Below are 18,821 nucleotides of genomic sequence, written 5' to 3' on the forward strand. Positions count from 1 at the left end.
AAGCTATAAGCTTTGCCCTAACTGGTTCCCAGCCTGGAGGCTCCGCCTCCAGTAGCTTGACCAGAGGCTCTGCCTCTGGGAAGACATTCCCAGTCTTCAAACTGGGAACGAGATGAAACAAGCCTTTCGGCTTTTCTTAGTGCCATTCGGACATTGGGCATTGGTTATTCACAAATGACAATTAAATATTTCGTTACAATCGGTGTGTGCATTAGGCATTCAAGAGTTATCAGCCATGAAATTGATTTCCGATCCACCGATTCCTGTAAAAATTCAAAAGATGAAGGAACGGGTGCGGTGGATGCATCCAAGTTTTGTGCAACGGGGAATTGACCAAACCAGTCTAGTTATTGACGATCGCAGGCAAGATAATCCAGAATTTTCCTTTATGGTTATCGGCGATTCCGGCACTAAATCTCATTCTCGACACCATCCCCAACGAAAAGTTGCCGAACTGATGCTGACTCACCGCGATGATTGCAGCTTTGTGTTGCACACTGGCGATGTAATCTATGTGGTGGGTTCCCAAGAATATTATTCAACAAACTTTATTGAGCCTTACCGGGAATTTCTTGTCGATGGTGACAACCCGAAAGGCATTCCTTATGACCGTATGGTGTTTAATCTGCCGTTCTTGCCAGTACTTGGTAATCATGATTACTACGATGTACCGTTGATGTACCGTTTATTTACTGGCACAACATCGTCACTACGTCGCCTGTTCCGCTACAAAGATATCGAGATTGGCTGGCATGGATCGTATCAAGGTAATGCTTATGCACGGGCATTTATGGACTACACTCAAGCGATGTCTCCACAAGAGTTAGAACGTCATTTAGATCGGCACTACACTGCAAAGACCGACACAGGGCGCTGTTTGCGTTATGAACCTGGACAGTTTACCCGTTTACCCAATCGCTATTACACCTTTCGTTACGGCGGGATTGACTTTTTTGCACTCGATTCTAATACCTTTAATACACCATCACCTTTACCTGCAACTCAAGAGGGAGAAATTTACCGTCGGGAATTACAAAAGCGTCGCCAGGAAATAGATCGAGAAGAATTGGAGATTTTGGGAATATGCGATAAACTCAACCCAGATAAACCCACCGAAGCCGAACTACTTGATGACTTTAGTGCCAAATTAGACCAAATAAACGAAATCAAAATCGACATTGAAAAACAACTAGCATCTCATCAAATGCCTGCGATCGATTTTGAACAACTTGAATGGTTGCGAAGCAGACTAATCGAATCTTGGAACACCTCCGAAGTGCGTGGACGTGTAATCTTTTTCCACCATCCTCCCTACGTCACAGAAGCTACCAAGTGGAATCAGGCCCAAACCTTGGCAGTTCGTCACCGTTTGCGCTGGGTATTTGAACAAGTGGCAGAAACTCTTGGTACTCTAATTAAAGAACGTCCCATAGTCGATTTGATTTTAAACGGTCACGCTCACTGTTTGGAGCATCTTTGCACAACTGACACCGGATTTGCAGACTCGCATATTAACTGTATTATCTCTGGTGGCAGCGGTCATCGTCCCCGCTATCAACGGCGAGAAGGGACTGAATTGATGGAAACTTTTGCTGAGATTGCAGGTAAACCCACTCGGAAAGTTGCAGATTCAACGCTATTTGTAGGCCGTCATAATTACAATTTCCAGAACCGACTGCCCTATTCATGTGTGCGGATTGATGTTCTGGATGGTAGCCCGCCCAAGTTTATCATTAGACCGTTGATTACTGAACGGTTTGAACAAGAGTGGCATAACACAGAACTGGAACCTTTTGTTATTTAAATGGGATACGGTAAGTAATTGAACTACATCATTCCCCATCTCATTTAAAAATCAAATCTCAGTGCTGCTGGATTGCTTTGAGTGATTCTGTTGGTGTTTTACCAAATGCACCTTTGCATTGAGACAAAAGCTAGGTATATCCTAATCTTAAATAGAGTTACGATCATCTCAAATTATGGCAGGACACAGTAAATGGGCAAATATTAAGCGCCAAAAAGCGGTAGTAGATGCAAAAAGGGGAAAAACCTTTACTCAGTTATCGCGGGCAATTATCGTTGCGGCTAGAAGCGGCGTCCCAGATCCGGCACTGAATTTTCAACTTCGTACAGCAGTTGACAAGGCAAAGGCTGCAAGTATTCCCAATGATAATATTGAACGAGCGATCGCTAAAGGTGCAGGCACTTTTGGCGGCGATAGTGCTACTTTTGAAGCGATTCGCTACGAAGGTTATGGCCCTGGTGGTGTAGCGATTTTAATCGAAGCCCTCACAGATAATCGCAATCGCACTGCTGCTGACTTGCGTGTAGCTTTTAGTAAAAATGGTGGCAATCTTGGTGAAACAGGTTGCGTTAGCTGGATGTTTGAACAAAAAGGCGTTTGTGTTGTGCAGGGTGTACTTGACGAAGAACAGCTTTTAGAAGCATCCCTCGAAGGCGGTGCCCAGTCTTATGAAATGACTGAAGATGAGATGGCTGAGGTTTTTACTGATATTGGAAATTTAGAAACCCTTAGTCAGACACTCAAAAATCAAGGCTTTAAGGTAACTGATGCTGAATTGCGCTGGATTCCTAGTAATAGTGTAGAAGTTACCGATCCTGATCAGGCGCGATCGCTTTTCAAGTTAATTGATACTCTAGAAGGCTTGGATGACGTGCAAAATGTCACAGCTAACTTTGAAATATCAGAAGAATTGATGTCTATCACCATTTCCTAATCAAAATTAACCCAAGTATCATAGCCAAATTACAGTTATTTGGATGATGTCCAAATTGTTACATTGAAGATTGAAATGCCAGCAAGTATTTTTTAGCTAAGTATTCCACGTAAGCCCATACAATTCAATTAAGCTTTTTTGATGAAAATTCTAGATTGTAGAGACGGCGATTCATTGCATCTCTTGCCTTAACCGAGTAAATCCTATATTTGACGAATGTAAAAATAGACATGAAAGATTCATCTCAATTACAAACTGATGACATACGTCTATTGGATAGTTAAATTGTTGATTACCTGATGAGGATTTTCAAGTGAATAAGTTCGCTAAAGCTTTACTTTTGGCTCTAATTTTTGCTGCACCTGTAACCGCTTTTGCATCTCAAGCTCAAGCTAAAACTATCCATCATACTAGCGTAAAATCTGCTAAAGTTCATCACACTAAGCATCACAGACATCATGCTAAAAAACTAGTTCATAAACACTTATAAATAGTTACTATTAATCGTAAAAGTTTCTAGTAGCTCTGTAATCAAGTTTAGTGTTGGTTTCTCTGAAAAGATAACTGTATTATTTAACCCCGCTGGAATCCCTACCAATCAGCGGGTTTTTTTTAAGGGAACTCCAAGAAATAAATTATCCAATATTGAATATTTTTTTATTTGGAAGTCCCTAATTAACTTGCTCAAGGGTGCGATCGTCTCATAAAAATCAAAGTTAAAGCGATCGCAAAATATCATTAGTAGCGATCATTTTGCATAAAAAAGACTCAAGCATTCCTGCCTGAGCCTTTTCTAAATTCAATTAAGCTTAATAGCGGTTGTTGCTGCGGTTGTAGCCGCCGCCACCACCACGGTTCCCAAAGGAACCACCACTTCTGTCTTCTTTGGGCTTGGCTTTATTTACTTTGAGGTCACGACCAAGCCATTCAGCACCATCAAGAGCTTCAATGGCTTTTGTTTCTTCATCTTCTGAACTCATTTCTACGAAAGCAAAACCGCGTAAACGACCTGTTTCACGGTCAGTGGGTAGTTGAACACGCTTTACAGCACCATATTCTGCAAATACAGCACTTAGCGCATCTTGTGTAACATCATAGGAGAGGTTACCAACGTAAATTGACATCAAATGTCTCCAAAATCATAAGTTTGTAGAGATTTAGATTTCGGAGAGAAGTCTGTAATACCAAAAGGAAAAAGCCTGTCAATACTAAAAACAAACACTGTCGCCGAATTAATTCTCATTTCACTTCCCATGATGACATAGGAAGCAAATTTCTGGGTAAAAGTTTGAAAAACTGTTATAAAAAGTTATGTAAGTGGTTAATAGCTAGATCCTGGCTGGTTTAAAAACGGGTGAGGCCAAGTGAACCGCACCCACGAGATCGACTAATCCACTCTCTTTTCTAAATATTGACCAATCATCAACTGCTCACCAGCACGGGAGATAATGCTTTGCCTGGTGCGGTATTTGCTGCCAATTAGCTTTAACTCTTCTTCAAAGACCGAACCGTTATACTCAGTTCGCAAACACATTGTTTTAGGGTTGGAGAAATAATACTGGGCGGTGACTGGTTTAGATATAGCAAAGCCGCGATCGCGGTACAAAATATTTCCTAAAGCTCCAAATATTGTTGAACCTTGCGACTCTTTCCTGTCCTTAAGCACATCCATACTTTCCCATGTTACTGCTGCACCACAGATCAAACTACCCGTATCAGCCAAATCGTGCATCTGAGCTAGCTTTTGCAATTCATCACAGCCCTGCTCAAGAAAATTGATCGTAACGATACTCTCCATCTCCTTGGTTTCTCCCTTGGGTAGGGTGTAGTAACGCCGTTGCGATCGCCAATTACCCGCTGATTCTTGGAAAAATTCGGAAATCTGGGATTCATCAGCAGTTTGTGCAATTTTTAACAGAGATGTCACGTCTTACCTTCCTCACCTAATCCAAATATATTTTTGGCAAAAGCTAATTCTTGCTGTTGTTGCCATAACACTGATTGCTCTGTCTCTCGCCATCTTACGCAAGGGGGTAAGAAAAAATAGTGTTTGCCATTACATTATAGACATAAAAAGCAATAAATCTTTAATATTTTTAACACTTTTAAGTACTGTAAATACTAAAAGTTGCAGTAGAATAGAATCTAGTATTGAATGTATAAAAAATCATTTTTTAAGACTGCCCATTATGTTAGAATACGAAACTTTTTGGCTCATATCTTTAGAAAAAGCCAGATTTAGCCTATGGGTAGATTCGAGAAAAATGACAAATATTTATACTAAGTTTATAATTTGTTAACTGCAAGAAGATTATCTACCTCTGCGTCAGAAGTAGAGCGGTGAGAAGTTTTGGACTTTTGTGGGAAAACAGTAGTTTTTGATGCAAAAAACTACTGTCATACAGCTTATTCATTCTCGCCGTTTTTTGTTAATGATATCTCTCAAAATTACTTGATTAAAACACGGCTGTTTAACCCCAAAAGCTCCCCAATAGGAGAAAAATGAATGATTTTGGACACAAATAAGCCGCACAAACAGGTGAAAATGACAGATCCAGTAGTCGCTAAAAAGCTAATTAATATCCAGTTAGATTCAGTTGTGAAAACTGAAGTGGCTACCGCAGATTTAAAGAGTAGACTTCTTGCAAACAGCACTTGTGCAATAAGTGAAAAAGGGAAAGAAAGAAATTATTCCCTTTCTTCCAATTCTGTAAGAAGTTTATTGATTCCCTGTTTGGTGGGTATAGGACTGTTGACGGCGAGTTGCGGATCACTGCCCAAGGAATCAGCAGGAGCACAATCTCAGCAACCTGGTGGTAGAGAACGCGGTGGTGGAACACCTGTAGATGCGGCGATCGCTCGAACTGACTCGCTGCAAACACAACCAGAATACACAGGTAATACAACACCTTTTCGGATTATATCAGTGCGATCGCAAGTAGAAGCCCGGTTGTTGGCTTTGAACTTAGATGTGGGCGATACGGTAAAACAAGGGCAAAACGTCGGGCAGTTAGATGATGCCATACTTTTGACCGAATTAAAGCAAGCAGAAGCAGAACTAGCAGCCCTGAAATCCGAAGTAGCTAGGGCAACCAATCAAGTAAGCAATGCTCGTGCAGACGTAGAACGGGCGCGGCTAGAAGTGGTACAAGCTCAGGCAGACTCAAGACGACAACAGGATCTATTCAAAGCCGGAGCGATCGCCCAACAATCTGCCGAACAAGCACGTACACAGGCGCAAACAGCCGCCCAGGCACTACGGGCAGCCCAAGAGCAAGTCCGCACAGAACAGCAAGCCGTCGCTGCTGCCCAAGGTAGAGTACTTGCCCAACAGGCATTGGTTGCCCAAACCAAAGAGCGGAGGTCTTATGCTCGACTCACATCCCCCATTACTGGCGTAGTCACAGAAAAGGTGACAGAACCGGGCAATCTTCTGCAAGCAGGTAGCGAAGTCTTGAAAATTGGTGACTTTAACCGTGTCAAAGTCGTTGTGCAAGTTTCCGAATTAGAACTGGCACAAATTCAAGTTGGGCAGTCTGTACAAGTCCGCTTAGATGCCTTCCCCAACGAAACATTAATTGGCAGAGTTACGCGCATTTCCCCAGCTGCCGATGCCACAGCTCGTTTGATACCTGTAGAGGTAGTGATTCCCAACAATCAAGGGAAGATTGGTAGCGGATTACTGGCGCGAGTCAATTTTGAAACTCAGACTCAACAGCGAGTAGTAGTGCCACAAACAGCTATTCAAAAACAAGCCGGGGCAGCAAAAGGAACAGGGGCAGCAAAAAGAGCAGGTGGAGAGCAAGAAAACCCATCTGGAACACTATTTGTAGTCAAAGACACAGAAGGCAAGACGAAAGTAGCAGCACGTGCTGTCACTTTAGGAAAAAGGGTTGATGGCAAAGTTGAAATTCTATCTGGCTTACAAATCGGGGAGCGCTATGTTGTTCGCACTGGTCAACCCCTAAAAGATGGAGCCGCTGTACGTTTATCAATTCTTTCCGAAACAGCAGAGTCATCCCCTAAAGGGAATTAAAAATTCAAAATGTCTTTTGGAATTTTCCATTTTGCCTTTTTAATTGGAGCGCAGCGACAGTAATGCAGCAAGTAAAAAACGGCGGCGGATTTAGTATCAGTGCTATATCAATCCGCCAACACATCGGCACACTCATGCTGACGTTGGCAGTGATAGTCATGGGTGTATTTTTTGTTGTAAAGTTACCCGTGGATTTACTACCATCAATTACCTATCCTCGAATTGGTGTGCGAATACAAGCACCTGGGATTTCCCCAGAGGTAGCAGTTGATGAAGTTACCAGACCCCTAGAAGAAGCCTTTGCGGCTACCGAGGGTGTGGTACAGATTTTTTCCCAAACTCGTGAGGGACAGATAAATTTGGATCTGTTCTTTCAACCAGGTGGCAATATTGACCAAGCTTTAAACGATGCGACAGCTGCTTTTAACAGAGCTAGAAGCACATTACCAGACGCCATCGAAGAACCACGCTTATTTAAAGTTGATCCTTCCCAATTGCCAGTTTACGAATTGGCATTAACTTCGCCCTCTCTAGAAGGCGTTGATTTGCGCGTTTTTGCCGAAGAAGAACTAGCCCGCGAACTGAGTGTTGTATCTGGAGTTGCAGGGGTAGATATATCGGGAGGAGTTCAAGAAGAAGTTAGGGTAAATATTGATTTGGATCGGTTGCAAGCTTTGGGTGTAGGTTTAACCGATGTCCTAGATGAACTCAGAGATCGCAACATAGATATTTCTGGTGGTCGGATTTTAGGGCAGAATTCTGAACCCTTAACCCGTACCGTTGGGCGGTTCCAAAATGCCAATGAAATTAGCAATCTTTCTTTTGAAGTCTCTTCTGCTCCTTCTTCCCCAGTCACCAGTACCCAGTCCCCACTCGCCAGTACCCAATCCCCAGTCCCCAACCGCCGCGTCTATTTGCGTGACTTTGCTGAAGTCATTGATGGCTCAGAACAACAACGGGTGTACGTTCTACTCAACGGGGAAGAAGCTGTAAAAGTCAGCATCCAAAAGCAGCCCGATGCTAACACCATTAACGTTGTTGAAGGTGTGAAAAAACGCTTGGAAGAACTCCGGCAATCTGGGGTAATTCCCGAAGGGACAATTCTTACACCCACCTTGGATGAGTCGCGGTTTATTCGCAACTCTATCTCCAATGTTACCAGTTCTGGGTTGATTGGTACTGGACTAGCTGCGATCGCAGTTCTCCTATTTCTTGGTTCTCTACGACAAACTTTCATCATCGTCCTAGCCATCCCCTTAGCAACCCTAGCTGCCATCATCTTGATGGGGCTATTTGGCTTATCTATCAACGTTTTTAGTTTGGGTGGTCTAGCGCTGGGTGTGGGTATTGTGGTAGATAACTCCATCGTCATGTTAGAGAACATTGCCGAAGGGGCTGGGATGACTCCCGGTAAGGATAATAGAACCAGCTTGAATTCGCAGCAACTAATTTATCAAGCAGAAAAAAGTAGCCAAGAAGTAGAATCAGCTTTAATTGCTTCTACTAGTACAAACTTGGTAGCTGTATTACCGTTTTTGCTGATCGGCGGTTTTATCGCACTACTATTTAATGAGTTAATTCTCACCATCACCTTTTCAGTTGCAGCTTCAATTTTGATTGCCGTAACCGTTGTACCAATGCTTGCTTCCCGGATGTTGGCATGGAAGTTTTCCAGCCGTCTGAGCGAATTTTGGCTTTTGCAAAAGTTTAATAACCGCTTTGATGCTTCTACGAGAGGATACGGCAGTTTTTTAGCTGGGATATTACGCTGGCGATTGGTTACGGTAGCGATCGCTATTATCCTTTTTGGCGGCGGCAGTTTGTGGATGGCTCCGCAAATTCCCCAAGAAATTCTCCCCCGCATCAACACCGGACAAGCCAACTTAAACGCCCAATTTCCTCCCGGTACACCTTTAGAAACCAACCAAAAAGTAATGGTTGCGGTGGATGAGATTATCCGCAAGCAGCCAGAAACAGAATATGTTTTCTCTACAATTGGTGGCTCCCTCTTTGGGAACACTACCAATGCTAATGCCCTACGAGCTTCCAGCAATATTACCTTGAAGGCGGGTACTAATGTCCAAGCTTATGTAGAACGAGTTACCCAAGAGTTGAACAAGCTAAATTTAGCAGGAATTCGCCTGCGTCTTTCCCCCGGTCAAGTACGGGGTTTGATTCTCAGCAACTCTCCGATCCGTGGTGCTGATGTTGACGTGATGCTTCAGGGAAATGACGTAAATAATTTAGAAGAAGCTGGTCGTCAGGTACTAGCAGCCTTGGAAGAACAAGCTACACTAGCTAGATTTCGTCCCGATGCAGACGATCGCCAACCAGAAATTCAGATTCTTCCTGATTGGGAGAGAGTTTCAGCTTTGGGTTTAACTACCACACAAATTGGGGAAACAATTCAGACTGCTCTTGAAGGTAGCGTACCAACTCAGTTGCAACGCGGCAACCGTTTAGTCGATGTTCGCGTCAAGTTGAATGAAAAATCATTGCAAGCAGCTTCTCAGTTGCAGAGGTTGCCGTTGTTTGTCGATAACAATCGCCAAATTCGCTTGAGTGATGTTGCCAAAATTGCTGAAGCTCAAGCCCCAGGAGAAGTTCAGCGAATCAACCAGCGTCAGGTTTTCTTAATTGCTGGCAACTTAACACAGGGAGCTAGCCTTAGTGAGGCCCTAGAACAGGTCAGTACGGTACTAGATAGTCTAGATTTACCTGAAGGTGTTAGCCGCTTACCCAGTTCAGCAGCAGAATCTAATCAGCAACTCCAAAGCTCACTACAACTATTAGGTGGATTAGCTGCCTTTTTAGTCTTTGTGGTGATGGCGGTGCAATACAATTCCCTCATCGACCCGCTAGTAATTATGTTTACAATTCCCTTGGCATTAGCTGGGGGGATTTTTGGACTTTACATCACCAAAACTGCCATTGGTGCGACAGTGATTGTCGGCGCGGTTTTACTGGTGGGTATTGTAGTTAATAACGCCATCATCATGGTGGAATTGGCCAATCAAATTCTCGAACGGGAAAAAGTTGACCGGAAAACTGCGATTTTGAAAGCGGCTCCTCAACGCCTACGACCAATATTAATGACAACCATTACCACTGTTTTAGGTATGTTTCCCCTAGCCTTAGGAATTGGGGAAGGTTCAGAATTTCTGCAACCATTAGGCGTGGTAGTGTTTTCGGGCTTATCTTTGGCAACAGTGCTGACGCTGTTTATCATTCCCTGTTTTTATACCCTGTTGCACGATTTGCTGGGTGGAAATTGGGCGAAGCCAGTGTTAATCCGGTTGCAGGGATTTACCAAAAAACTTACAAACTAATGAGCATTTAAGTTGCACATAGAGCTTCTGGTTTGATCAATAATTGCCAATATCTCAAGAGTGAGGAAGTTATGAGTTAAAATTCATACCTTCCTCACTTTTGTAACTGTTAGCTAGCTAACAGAGTTTTTTCTAGAGAAGTCCAACGGAAAGCGCGATCGCCACCTCTCTCAATAATGACTTTCACTCGTGGTTCTAGCTGAGGTAAATTCGTTAAATACTCAACTTCCTCATTAGAAAGAATATGCCCTTCAATAATCCACAAGACCAGCCCCTTTGACTTTGGTGGTAACTGTTCTAGATGAGAATTGAGAATTGGGGGTAGATAGTGTACCTGACCTACTGCTGCACCGCTACCAGTACTTTTTTTACCAAGATGAGGAGGTCTGACTCCATGAATTCTTGTGAGATACGCAGCTACGTCACCCAGTCCCTTAGCGGTAATGTGAAGGGTGGTATAGCCAGCAGCCCGTAGTCGGCGCTGATATCGACCTTCATAACCCCCTTCCAGAGGTACATACACTCCAAGAGCGCCAAATTTTTCCAGATCGCGGATTAAACCGTTGCCAGTGGTAATTAGTGCCATAGATTTTCGTCTTATCCCACTTAGATATCTCTATTATTTACCCTGAACCGATAGATTAAAAGCATTTTTTTGGGCATTGGGCATTGGGCATTGGCTATTAATTATTTCTTCCCCAGTCCCCAGTCCCCACTCCCTAAAAATAACTCTATAAATTACTGGACAAACATAAATAAATAATTTATATTATTAGATTGTGACCAAAAACGCAAAGTAGTGAACTTCTCAACTGTCATTCTGGGGTAGTGTTAGCATAAAAAACTAACGAATAAATCCAAATTGGATAATCTGACTCAGATTGATCATAGACTGGTAAACTAGAAAAGCTTTCAGGTCAACATTGGAGCTTATGTAAGCTCCAGAGTAGGTTTACTCCTGTGCCTCTGAAAAAGTAGGCAAAATCTTAAACAATAGTTTAAGGTGTTTAGGGAAGTAAAGACTGAGCAGCAATGTTGGTTTCATGGCATTACGTCAGTCTCAGTTAACGGATACTGGGCGGTAAAAACCGCTTAAGTCCAACTGCAACACGGCAGTAGCCAATCTCCGGGAAGCCGCCCTTGGGGCGTGTAAAAATCGGAAAACCCGCCGACAGCGCTGCCTCCAGAAAGTGCCAGAGCAATTGCTTGGACGAAAGCATTGCTGCACACAGCTTAAAGCTGTAGCGCCTTGCATTGATTCCAGAAGTTACCCCTTCCCAATATGAAGGAACTTGTGGCTGTTCTGGTGATCTAGTGAGTGAAGCTAAACAGATTCACCAAGCAGTACGGACACGGTTTGTTGTGTCCGAAAGCATTTGGAGCGGCTTACTAAAGCCATTCCAAATTTCGCAGGCTAACCCAGCCTAAACTGATGCGTACAAAGCGTGTCCTCTAGAGTCCAATTCCAAGGTCAGCAAGTAGAAAGGAGAACCAGTTACTGTGTCTGTAGGTATTCTCGGCACCAAGCTGGGCATGACTCAAATATTTGACGAAGCAGGAGTATCTATTCCTGTAACTGTCATTCAAGCAGGGCCATGCACCGTTACACAAGTTAAAACGAAAGAAACCGACGGTTACTTTGCCATTCAAGTTGGTTATGGCGAAGTTAAACCCAAGGCACTAAACAGACCTCTACTGGGTCATTTGGCTAAATCATCTGCCCCAGCATTGCGTCACTTAAATGAATATCACACCGATAGCTCTAGTGATTATGCTTTAGGTCAAGAGATTAAAGCAGATATTTTTAGCGCTGGTCAAATTGTCGATGTCGTCGGCACAAGCATTGGTCGCGGCTTTGCGGGAAACCAGAAGCGCAACAACTTTGGTCGCGGACCAATGTCACACGGTTCCAAAAACCACAGAGCGCCCGGTTCTATTGGTGCTGGTACAACGCCCGGTCGTGTCTATCCAGGTAAGCGGATGGCAGGCCGTTTGGGTGGAAAACGTATTACAATCCGCAAACTGACCATAGTGCGAGTTGACCCAGAACGCAACTTATTGCTGATTAAGGGAGCTATACCTGGTAAACCAGGCGCTCTAGTAAGTGTTGTGCCTGCAAAAATAGTGGGATAGTCAAAAAAAGTCATTAGTCAAAAGTCATTAGTCAAAAGTCATTGGCTAAGGACAAATGGCAAAAGACCAATGACAAATGACAAAGGACAAAGGACAGATAACAAAGATGGTTGAAAGCGTAGTTAAAAATTGGCAAGGAGAACAGGTCGGCGAAACGACCTTCGAGTTGCGTGTTGCCAAAGAAGGAACAGCGTCTCATATTGTGCACCGCGCCTTAGTACGGCAATTGACTAATGCTCGTCAAGGAAATGCCAGCACAAAAACTCGTGCTGAAGTCAGAGGTGGTGGCCGTAAACCTTGGCGGCAAAAAGGTACTGGTCGCGCTCGTGCAGGGTCTATTCGTTCACCATTGTGGCGTGGTGGTGGTGTGATCTTTGGGCCAAAGCCTAGAGATTTCGACCTGAAGTTGAACCGGAAAGAGCGACGTTTAGCACTGCGGACAGCATTTGTCGGTCGTATTGACGACTTGATCGTAGTAGAAGAATTTAGCACCGAGCTATCTCGCCCGAAGACTAAAGAATTAGTGGCAGCACTTGCCCGTTGGGGAATAGTACCAGAAAGCAAGGCACTGTTAATTTTGTCTGAAATTGCGGATACAGATAACGTTTATTTATCAGCCCGCAACATTGAAAATTTAAAACTAATTGCAGCCGACCAGCTAAATGTTTTTGATTTACTGCACGCTGACAAAATTGTAGTTACGGCATCAGCCCTAGAAAAAATTCAGGAGGTCTACAGTGCCTAGCTTTGACCCCCGCGACCTTGCCGACTTAGTACGTCGCCCAATCGTCACCGAGAAAGCGACCATCTTGATGGAGCAAAACAAGTACACCTTTGAAGTAATTCCCAAGGCATCAAAGCCAGAAATTAAGGCTGCGATCGAAGATTTATTTCAGGTCAAGGTTGTAAAAGTCAACACCACCCTACCACCGCGTAAAAAGCGGCGCGTTGGTAAATTTATTGGTTATAAGCCCCAATATAAGCGAGCGATCGTCACCGTCGCACCTGGGGATGAAGACAAGATTAGACAAGTTCTATTCCCAGAAGTCTAAAAAAGTTAGGAGTTAGGAGTTAAGAGTTAGGAGTTACTACGCTCAAAACTCAGCACTCAAAATTTCAAACTCAGCACTTAGCACTCAGCACTTAAAAATATGGGTACCCGTTCTTATCGCCCTTATACCCCCAGCACTCGCCAAGTTACAATCTCTGACTTTGCGGAAATTACCAGAACCGAGCCAGAAAAATCCCTAACAACCTCGAAGCATCGCGCTAAAGGTCGGAATAATCACGGACGGATTACTAGTCGTCGCCGGGGTGGCGGACATAAACAGCTTTATCGGATCATCGATTTTAAAAGGGATAAACATAATATTCCGGCAAAAGTCGCAGCAATTGAATATGATCCTAACCGCAATGCCCGGATTGCCCTTTTGTATTACCAAGATGGGGAAAAACGGTACATCCTTCACCCCAACGGGTTGAAAGTTGGAACAATAATTATTTCTGGGCCAGAAGCTCCCTTTGAAGATGGTAATGCCTTACCGCTCTCAAAGATTCCTTTAGGTACTAGTGTTCACAACGTAGAATTTACCCCTGGTAAAGGTGGTCAAATTGTACGTGCTGCTGGTGCTAGCGCCCAAGTCGTGGCAAAAGAAGGTAATTATGTAACTCTCAAGTTGCCTTCAGGAGAAGTCCGCTTGATTCGACGTGAGTGCTACGCCACCATTGGGCAAGTAGGCAACACCGATGCAAGAAACCTGAGTGCAGGTAAAGCCGGACGAAATCGCTGGAAAGGTCGCCGTCCTAAGGTTAGAGGTAGCGTCATGAACCCAGTGGATCACCCACATGGTGGTGGTGAAGGTAGAGCGCCTATCGGTAGATCGGGGCCTGTTACACCTTGGGGTAAACCCACATTGGGTGCGAAGACACGCAATCGCAAGAAACTTAGCAGCAAGTTGATTGTGCGTCGTCGTCGTAAGTCTTCTAAACGCGGTCGCGGTGGTCGTGAATCTTAAAGAGTTAGAAGTTATGAGTTATGAGTTATGAGTTGAATCTAAACTTATTAACTCCTCACTCCTAACTCCTCACTCCTAATTCCTAAATCCTAAAGCCAAAATTGAACTATGGGTCGTTCTCTAAAAAAAGGTCCTTTCGTTGCGGATCATCTCTTAAAGAAAATTGAAAAGCTCAACGACAACAACAGAAAAGAAGTTATTAAAACTTGGTCAAGAGCTTCGACAATTTTGCCTCTAATGGTAGGTCATACTATCGCTGTTCACAACGGACGCCAACACGTTCCAGTTTTTGTAAATGAACAGATGGTAGGACACAAATTGGGTGAATTTGCCCCAACACGCACCTACAGGGGTCATGGAAAAAGCGACAAAAAAGCGGGTAGGTAGTTATTAGTCATTTGTCATAGTCATTGGTCATTAGTTATTAGCTTTCGACAAAGGACAAAGGACAAAGGACGAAAGATAAAATTGGAGAAAATTATGGCTACTAATACTACTGAAGTAAAAGCGATCGCTCGTTTTATCCGCATCTCGGCCTATAAAGTGCGTCGGGTACTCGATCAAATCCGCGGGCGATCTTACCGAGAAGCGTTAATCATCCTGGAATTCATGCCCTATCGCGCCACTGAACCCATTTTGAAGGTTCTCAGAAGCGCTGCTGCCAATGCCGAACACAACGCTGGGTTAGATCGGACCCAACTAGTGATTACTCAGGCTTATGCCGATCAAGGGCCGCCGTTGAAGCGGTTCCAACCAAGAGCGCAAGGTCGAGCTTACCAAATTCGCAAGCCGACGTGTCATATTACTGTGGCCGTTGCAGCCGCCCCAGAAAAATAAGCACGTTTACACGAATAAATTGCGTAAAGTAAGAAATTTTAGAGGAAGCATTCGTGGGACAGAAGATTCATCCAGTTGGTTTTCGTCTGGGTATTACACATGAACATCAATCCCGTTGGTTTGCTGTTCCTGATCGTTATCCAGAACTTCTACAAGAAGATTACAAACTGCGTCAATATATAGAACAAAAGCTGGGTAGACAGGCTCAAAACAACGCCGGAATTTCCGAAGTACGGATTGAGCGGAAAGCCGACCAAATCGACTTAGAAGTACGGACAGCTAGACCTGGGGTAGTAGTAGGTCGTGGTGGACAAGGTATTGAATCGTTACGTACCGGACTCCAAGGATTGTTGGGTAGTAATCGTCAAATTCGGATCAATGTAGTTGAAGTTCAACGAGTTGATGCTGATGCCTACCTAATTGCTGAATACATTGCTCAACAATTGGAACGTCGGGTTTCCTTTCGGCGGGTAGTGCGGCAATCTATTCAACGTGCCCAACGTGCTGGTGTCCAAGGTATTAAAATCCAAGTTAGCGGTCGCCTCAACGGTGCAGAAATTGCCCGGACAGAGTGGACTCGTGAAGGTAGAGTACCTTTACATACTTTACGGGCTGACATTGACTACTCTTATTGCACAGCAAAAACTGTTTACGGCATTTTGGGTATCAAAGTATGGGTGTTTAAGGGAGAAATTATTCCTGGACAGGAACCAGAACCGCTACCACCAGCAAGCCGCGATCGCGAACGTGACCCACGTGATCGCGAACGTGAACCCCGTCGCCGTCAACAACAACGTCGTCGCCAGCAATTTGAAGACCGCTCAAATGAAGGATAAATCGTCATTAGTTATTAGTCATTAGTCATTAGTAAATGACAAATGATAAATGACAAATGATAAATGACAAATGACAAGTGACCAACCATGTTAAGCCCTAGAAGAACTAAATTCCGCAAACAACAGCGGGGACGGATGGAAGGACTAGCCACCCGTGGTAGTACCCTCAACTTCGGTGATTTTGCACTCCAAGCACAAGAACCTGCTTGGATTACCTCACGTCAAATCGAGGCTTCCCGTCGGGCAATGACTCGTTATATTCGTCGGGGTGGACAAATCTGGATTCGGATTTTCCCTGATAAACCTGTAACCATGCGTCCTGCTGAAACCCGGATGGGTTCCGGTAAAGGTAATCCAGAATTTTGGGTAGCTGTAGTCAAGCCAGGACGAATTTTGTTTGAAATTGGTGGAGTTTCTGAAGAAATCGCTCGTGAAGCGATGCGTTTGGCTTCATTTAAACTGCCCATCAAAACTAAGTTTATTGTGCGCTCTCAACCACAGGAGCAGGAGTAGCTTATGCCTCTTCCCAAAATTTCAGAAGCTAGAGAATTAAGCGACGAGAAGCTCTCTGATGAAATTGTCGCGATCAAAAGACAACTATTTCAATTGCGCTTGCAAAAAGCCACCAGACAACTAGAAAAGCCCCATCAGTTCCGACAATTGCGCCACCGCCTAGCCCAATTGCTGACGCTAGAAACAGAACGCAAACGGGCAGCAAGTCAATCGGCTAAAGAAGCAAAGTAGGAGATTATGGCAGTTAAAGAACGAGTTGGCTTGGTAGTGAGCGATAAAATGCAAAAAACTGTGGTAGTCGCCATAGAAAACCGCGCTCCTCACCCCAAGTACGGCAAGATTGTGGTTAACACCCAACGATATAAAGTTCACGACGAAGAAAATCAGTGTAAAGTAGGCGATCGCGTTCGCATTCAGGAAACTAGACCCCTGAGTAAAACCAAGCGCTGGAAAATCACAGAAGTCCTGAACGTCAAGCCTACTTAAACCTCATCGTTGTTAGAAGCTAACAACATTACAAGGGAGAATAATTGTGATTCAACCCCAGACTTACCTGAATGTCGCAGATAATAGCGGCGCCCGCAAACTAATGTGTATCCGCATCTTAGGCGGAGGCAACCGTCGTTATGGTTTTATCGGCGATAAAATTATCGCAGTTGTTAAAGATGCTACACCCAACATGGCTGTAAAAAAGTCTGATGTTGTAGAAGCAGTAATTGTTCGGACTCGGAAAGCTGTAAGTCGTGACAGTGGTATGAGCATTCGCTTTGATGATAACGCCGCTGTGATCATCAACAAAGACGGTAATCCCAGAGGCACACGGGTTTTTGGCCCAGTTGCACGGGAACTGCGCGATAAAAACTTTACTAAAATTGTTTCTCTGGCTCCGGAGGTGCTTTAATGGCAACCAAACAGGGTACGCCCAAAGTATTCCACAAAATGCACGTCAAAACCGGCGACACCGTACAAGTGATTGCTGGTAAAGACAAAGGAAAAGTTGGCGAAATTACTCAGGCACTTCCCCAACTGAGTAAAGTTATCGTCAAAGGTGTCAACATCAAAACCAAGCACGTTAAACCCCAGCAAGAAGGGGAATCAGGGCGAATTATTACCCAAGAATTCCCAATTCATAGCTCCAACGTGATGCTTTATTCCACCAAGCAAAACGTTGCCAGTCGTGTTGGTTACACCTTTACCTCAGAAGGCAAAAAGGTCAGAAAACTCAAGAAAACTGGCGAAATTCTGGATAAATAGTTAGAAGTTAGGAATTAAGAGTTAAGAATTAAATTTAACTCATAACTCATAACTCATAACTCATAACTCATAACTTTGTTCCCTGACCAAGCCCAGGGATATCAGGACAAAAAACTATGCCGACAACAAGACTCAAAACCTTATATCAAGAGACAATCGTCCCCAAACTGATTAATCAGTTTCAATATACCAACGTTCATCAAGTACCGAAGTTGGTAAAGGTTACGATTAACCGGGGTTTGGGTGAAGCAGCTCAAAATGCGAAGTCTCTAGAGGCATCCATCAACGAAATTGCCCTGGTAACAGGTCAAAAACCAGTGGTGACAAGGGCGAAAAAGGCGATCGCTGGCTTTAAGATTCGTCAAGGTATGCCTGTGGGGATCATGGTGACACTCAGAGCCGAACGGATGTATGCCTTTTTCGATCGGTTAGTTAGCCTGTCATTACCCAGAATTCGAGATTTTCGCGGCGTTAGCCCTAAAAGCTTTGACGGACGCGGTAACTACACTTTGGGTGTAAGAGAACAGCTAATTTTTCCAGAAGTCGAATACGACAGCATCGATCAAGTGCGTGGGATGGATATTTCCATTATCACTACAGCAAAAAACGACGAAGAGGGACGCGCCTTACTTAAAGAATTAGGAATGCCCTTTCGCGATCAGTAAGTTCATCTATAGAGGGAACGATGGCGGCTAACGACACAATTGCAGATATGCTGACGCGCATCCGCAATGCCAACCTGGCGCGGCATCAAACTACACAAGTGCCAGCTACAAAATTGACCCGGAGCATTGCCAAAGTGCTACGGGAGGAAGGCTTTATTGCTGAAATCGAAGAAGCAGAAGAAGGGGTAAAACGCAATCTGGTGATTTCCCTGAAATACAAGGGAAAAAACCGTCAGCCTCTAATCACCGCCTTAAAGCGAGTGAGTAAGCCTGGCTTGCGTGTTTATTCAAATCGAAAAGAATTACCAAGAGTACTAGGCGGCATTGGCATTGCCATTATTTCTACATCCAGTGGCATTATGACTGACCGCGAAGCGCGGCGTCAGAACTTGGGTGGCGAAGTACTTTGTTACGTTTGGTAGTCATTGGTCATTAGTCATTTGTCATTAGTGAAAGACAAAGGAC

General features: G+C 44.1%; 23 protein-coding genes. 19 read left to right on the forward strand and 4 right to left on the reverse strand.

The genetic code is table 11. The annotated features are described in order from the left end of the window. Nucleotides 1-17 precede the first annotated feature (17 nt). The gene (locus RMX69_RS11965; RefSeq protein WP_322637604.1) at nucleotides 18-161 is read right to left on the reverse strand and encodes a hypothetical protein; all 144 of its coding nucleotides are present in this window, start codon (nucleotides 159-161) and stop codon (nucleotides 18-20) included. A 74-nt stretch (nucleotides 162-235) separates the two neighbouring features. Between RMX69_RS11965 and RMX69_RS11970 the strand changes: the two genes are divergently transcribed. From RMX69_RS11970 to RMX69_RS11980, 3 genes are all read left to right on the forward strand, one after another. Continuing rightward, on the forward strand, nucleotides 236-1,804 hold the full coding sequence (locus RMX69_RS11970) for a metallophosphoesterase family protein (protein ID WP_289799252.1): 1,569 nt from the start codon (nucleotides 236-238) through the stop codon (nucleotides 1,802-1,804). 175 nt (nucleotides 1,805-1,979) lie between these two features. Continuing rightward, complete coding sequence (locus RMX69_RS11975; RefSeq protein WP_289799253.1) at nucleotides 1,980-2,738, forward strand: YebC/PmpR family DNA-binding transcriptional regulator; 759 nt, start codon at nucleotides 1,980-1,982, stop codon at nucleotides 2,736-2,738. Nucleotides 2,739-3,051: 313 nt separating this feature from the next. Further along, nucleotides 3,052-3,228, forward strand: a complete 177-nt coding sequence (locus RMX69_RS11980; protein WP_289799254.1) for a hypothetical protein — start codon at nucleotides 3,052-3,054, stop codon at nucleotides 3,226-3,228. A gap of 319 nt (nucleotides 3,229-3,547) precedes the next feature. On the opposite strand, the gene RMX69_RS11985 is transcribed toward RMX69_RS11980, so the two are convergent. After that, the gene (locus RMX69_RS11985) at nucleotides 3,548-3,862 is read right to left on the reverse strand and encodes an RNA recognition motif domain-containing protein (RefSeq protein WP_289799255.1); all 315 of its coding nucleotides are present in this window, start codon (nucleotides 3,860-3,862) and stop codon (nucleotides 3,548-3,550) included. A 263-nt stretch (nucleotides 3,863-4,125) separates the two neighbouring features. Next, the gene (locus tag RMX69_RS11990) at nucleotides 4,126-4,665 is read right to left on the reverse strand and encodes a phycobiliprotein lyase (RefSeq protein WP_289799256.1); all 540 of its coding nucleotides are present in this window, start codon (nucleotides 4,663-4,665) and stop codon (nucleotides 4,126-4,128) included. A gap of 579 nt (nucleotides 4,666-5,244) precedes the next feature. On the opposite strand from RMX69_RS11990, the gene RMX69_RS11995 reads away from it, so the two are divergent. Both RMX69_RS11995 and RMX69_RS12000 read left to right on the forward strand, forming a co-directional pair. Then, a complete protein-coding gene (locus tag RMX69_RS11995; protein WP_322637605.1) occupies nucleotides 5,245-6,774 on the forward strand; it encodes an efflux RND transporter periplasmic adaptor subunit in 1,530 nt (509 codons plus the stop codon). A gap of 62 nt (nucleotides 6,775-6,836) precedes the next feature. Then, the gene (locus RMX69_RS12000; RefSeq protein WP_289799258.1) at nucleotides 6,837-10,103 is read left to right on the forward strand and encodes an efflux RND transporter permease subunit; all 3,267 of its coding nucleotides are present in this window, start codon (nucleotides 6,837-6,839) and stop codon (nucleotides 10,101-10,103) included. A gap of 109 nt (nucleotides 10,104-10,212) precedes the next feature. Here RMX69_RS12000 and RMX69_RS12005 read toward each other — a convergent pair whose 3' ends face one another. After that, the gene (locus RMX69_RS12005; protein WP_289799259.1) at nucleotides 10,213-10,689 is read right to left on the reverse strand and encodes an NAD(P)H-quinone oxidoreductase subunit N; all 477 of its coding nucleotides are present in this window, start codon (nucleotides 10,687-10,689) and stop codon (nucleotides 10,213-10,215) included. Between the two features lie 914 nt (nucleotides 10,690-11,603). On the opposite strand from RMX69_RS12005, the gene rplC reads away from it, so the two are divergent. The 14 genes from rplC to rpsH all read left to right on the forward strand — a co-directional run bounded on the left by rplC (nucleotide 11,604) and on the right by rpsH (nucleotide 18,778). Further along, entirely contained in the window at nucleotides 11,604-12,236 is a 633-nt protein-coding gene (rplC, locus tag RMX69_RS12010; RefSeq protein ID WP_289799260.1) for a 50S ribosomal protein L3, read from the forward strand. A 106-nt stretch (nucleotides 12,237-12,342) separates the two neighbouring features. After that, nucleotides 12,343-12,981, forward strand: coding sequence for a 50S ribosomal protein L4 (gene rplD / locus RMX69_RS12015; protein ID WP_289800116.1), 639 nt, complete (start codon nucleotides 12,343-12,345; stop codon nucleotides 12,979-12,981). After that, complete coding sequence (locus tag RMX69_RS12020; RefSeq protein ID WP_069070779.1) at nucleotides 12,974-13,288, forward strand: 50S ribosomal protein L23; 315 nt, start codon at nucleotides 12,974-12,976, stop codon at nucleotides 13,286-13,288. Before rplD ends, RMX69_RS12020 begins: the two co-directional genes overlap by 8 nt. 99 nt (nucleotides 13,289-13,387) lie before the next feature. Then, the gene (gene rplB / locus RMX69_RS12025) at nucleotides 13,388-14,251 is read left to right on the forward strand and encodes a 50S ribosomal protein L2 (protein WP_289799261.1); all 864 of its coding nucleotides are present in this window, start codon (nucleotides 13,388-13,390) and stop codon (nucleotides 14,249-14,251) included. A 108-nt stretch (nucleotides 14,252-14,359) separates the two neighbouring features. Beyond that, nucleotides 14,360-14,638 carry a 30S ribosomal protein S19 gene (gene rpsS, locus RMX69_RS12030; RefSeq protein WP_012410721.1) on the forward strand — a complete coding sequence of 93 codons (279 nt, stop codon included), beginning with the start codon at nucleotides 14,360-14,362 and terminating at the stop codon, nucleotides 14,636-14,638. A 93-nt stretch (nucleotides 14,639-14,731) separates the two neighbouring features. Continuing rightward, nucleotides 14,732-15,088 (forward strand): 50S ribosomal protein L22, encoded by a 357-nt coding sequence (rplV, locus tag RMX69_RS12035; RefSeq protein ID WP_069070777.1) that lies wholly within the window; start codon nucleotides 14,732-14,734, stop codon nucleotides 15,086-15,088. Nucleotides 15,089-15,141: 53 nt separating this feature from the next. Beyond that, entirely contained in the window at nucleotides 15,142-15,924 is a 783-nt protein-coding gene (gene rpsC, locus RMX69_RS12040; RefSeq protein ID WP_069070776.1) for a 30S ribosomal protein S3, read from the forward strand. Between the two features lie 87 nt (nucleotides 15,925-16,011). Continuing rightward, a complete protein-coding gene (rplP, locus tag RMX69_RS12045) occupies nucleotides 16,012-16,437 on the forward strand; it encodes a 50S ribosomal protein L16 (RefSeq protein WP_012410718.1) in 426 nt (141 codons plus the stop codon). Nucleotides 16,438-16,440: 3 nt separating this feature from the next. Continuing rightward, complete coding sequence (gene rpmC, locus RMX69_RS12050; protein ID WP_289799262.1) at nucleotides 16,441-16,668, forward strand: 50S ribosomal protein L29; 228 nt, start codon at nucleotides 16,441-16,443, stop codon at nucleotides 16,666-16,668. Between the two features lie 6 nt (nucleotides 16,669-16,674). Next, complete coding sequence (gene rpsQ, locus RMX69_RS12055; RefSeq protein WP_094349093.1) at nucleotides 16,675-16,923, forward strand: 30S ribosomal protein S17; 249 nt, start codon at nucleotides 16,675-16,677, stop codon at nucleotides 16,921-16,923. Nucleotides 16,924-16,969: 46 nt separating this feature from the next. Beyond that, nucleotides 16,970-17,338 carry a 50S ribosomal protein L14 gene (rplN, locus tag RMX69_RS12060; protein WP_069070772.1) on the forward strand — a complete coding sequence of 123 codons (369 nt, stop codon included), beginning with the start codon at nucleotides 16,970-16,972 and terminating at the stop codon, nucleotides 17,336-17,338. Further along, nucleotides 17,338-17,691: a 50S ribosomal protein L24 gene (gene rplX, locus RMX69_RS12065; RefSeq protein WP_069070771.1), complete on the forward strand. Its 354-nt coding sequence runs from the start codon at nucleotides 17,338-17,340 to the stop codon at nucleotides 17,689-17,691. The genes rplN and rplX overlap by 1 nt, the downstream gene beginning before the upstream one ends. 116 nt (nucleotides 17,692-17,807) lie before the next feature. Continuing rightward, nucleotides 17,808-18,356, forward strand: coding sequence for a 50S ribosomal protein L5 (gene rplE / locus RMX69_RS12070; RefSeq protein ID WP_094349095.1), 549 nt, complete (start codon nucleotides 17,808-17,810; stop codon nucleotides 18,354-18,356). A 20-nt stretch (nucleotides 18,357-18,376) separates the two neighbouring features. Beyond that, a complete protein-coding gene (rpsH, locus tag RMX69_RS12075; RefSeq protein ID WP_094349096.1) occupies nucleotides 18,377-18,778 on the forward strand; it encodes a 30S ribosomal protein S8 in 402 nt (133 codons plus the stop codon). Nucleotides 18,779-18,821 lie beyond the last annotated feature (43 nt).

The sequence above is a fragment of the Nostoc sp. EspVER01 genome (genome assembly GCF_034530635.1).
Taxonomy (GTDB): domain Bacteria; phylum Cyanobacteriota; class Cyanobacteriia; order Cyanobacteriales; family Nostocaceae; genus Nostoc.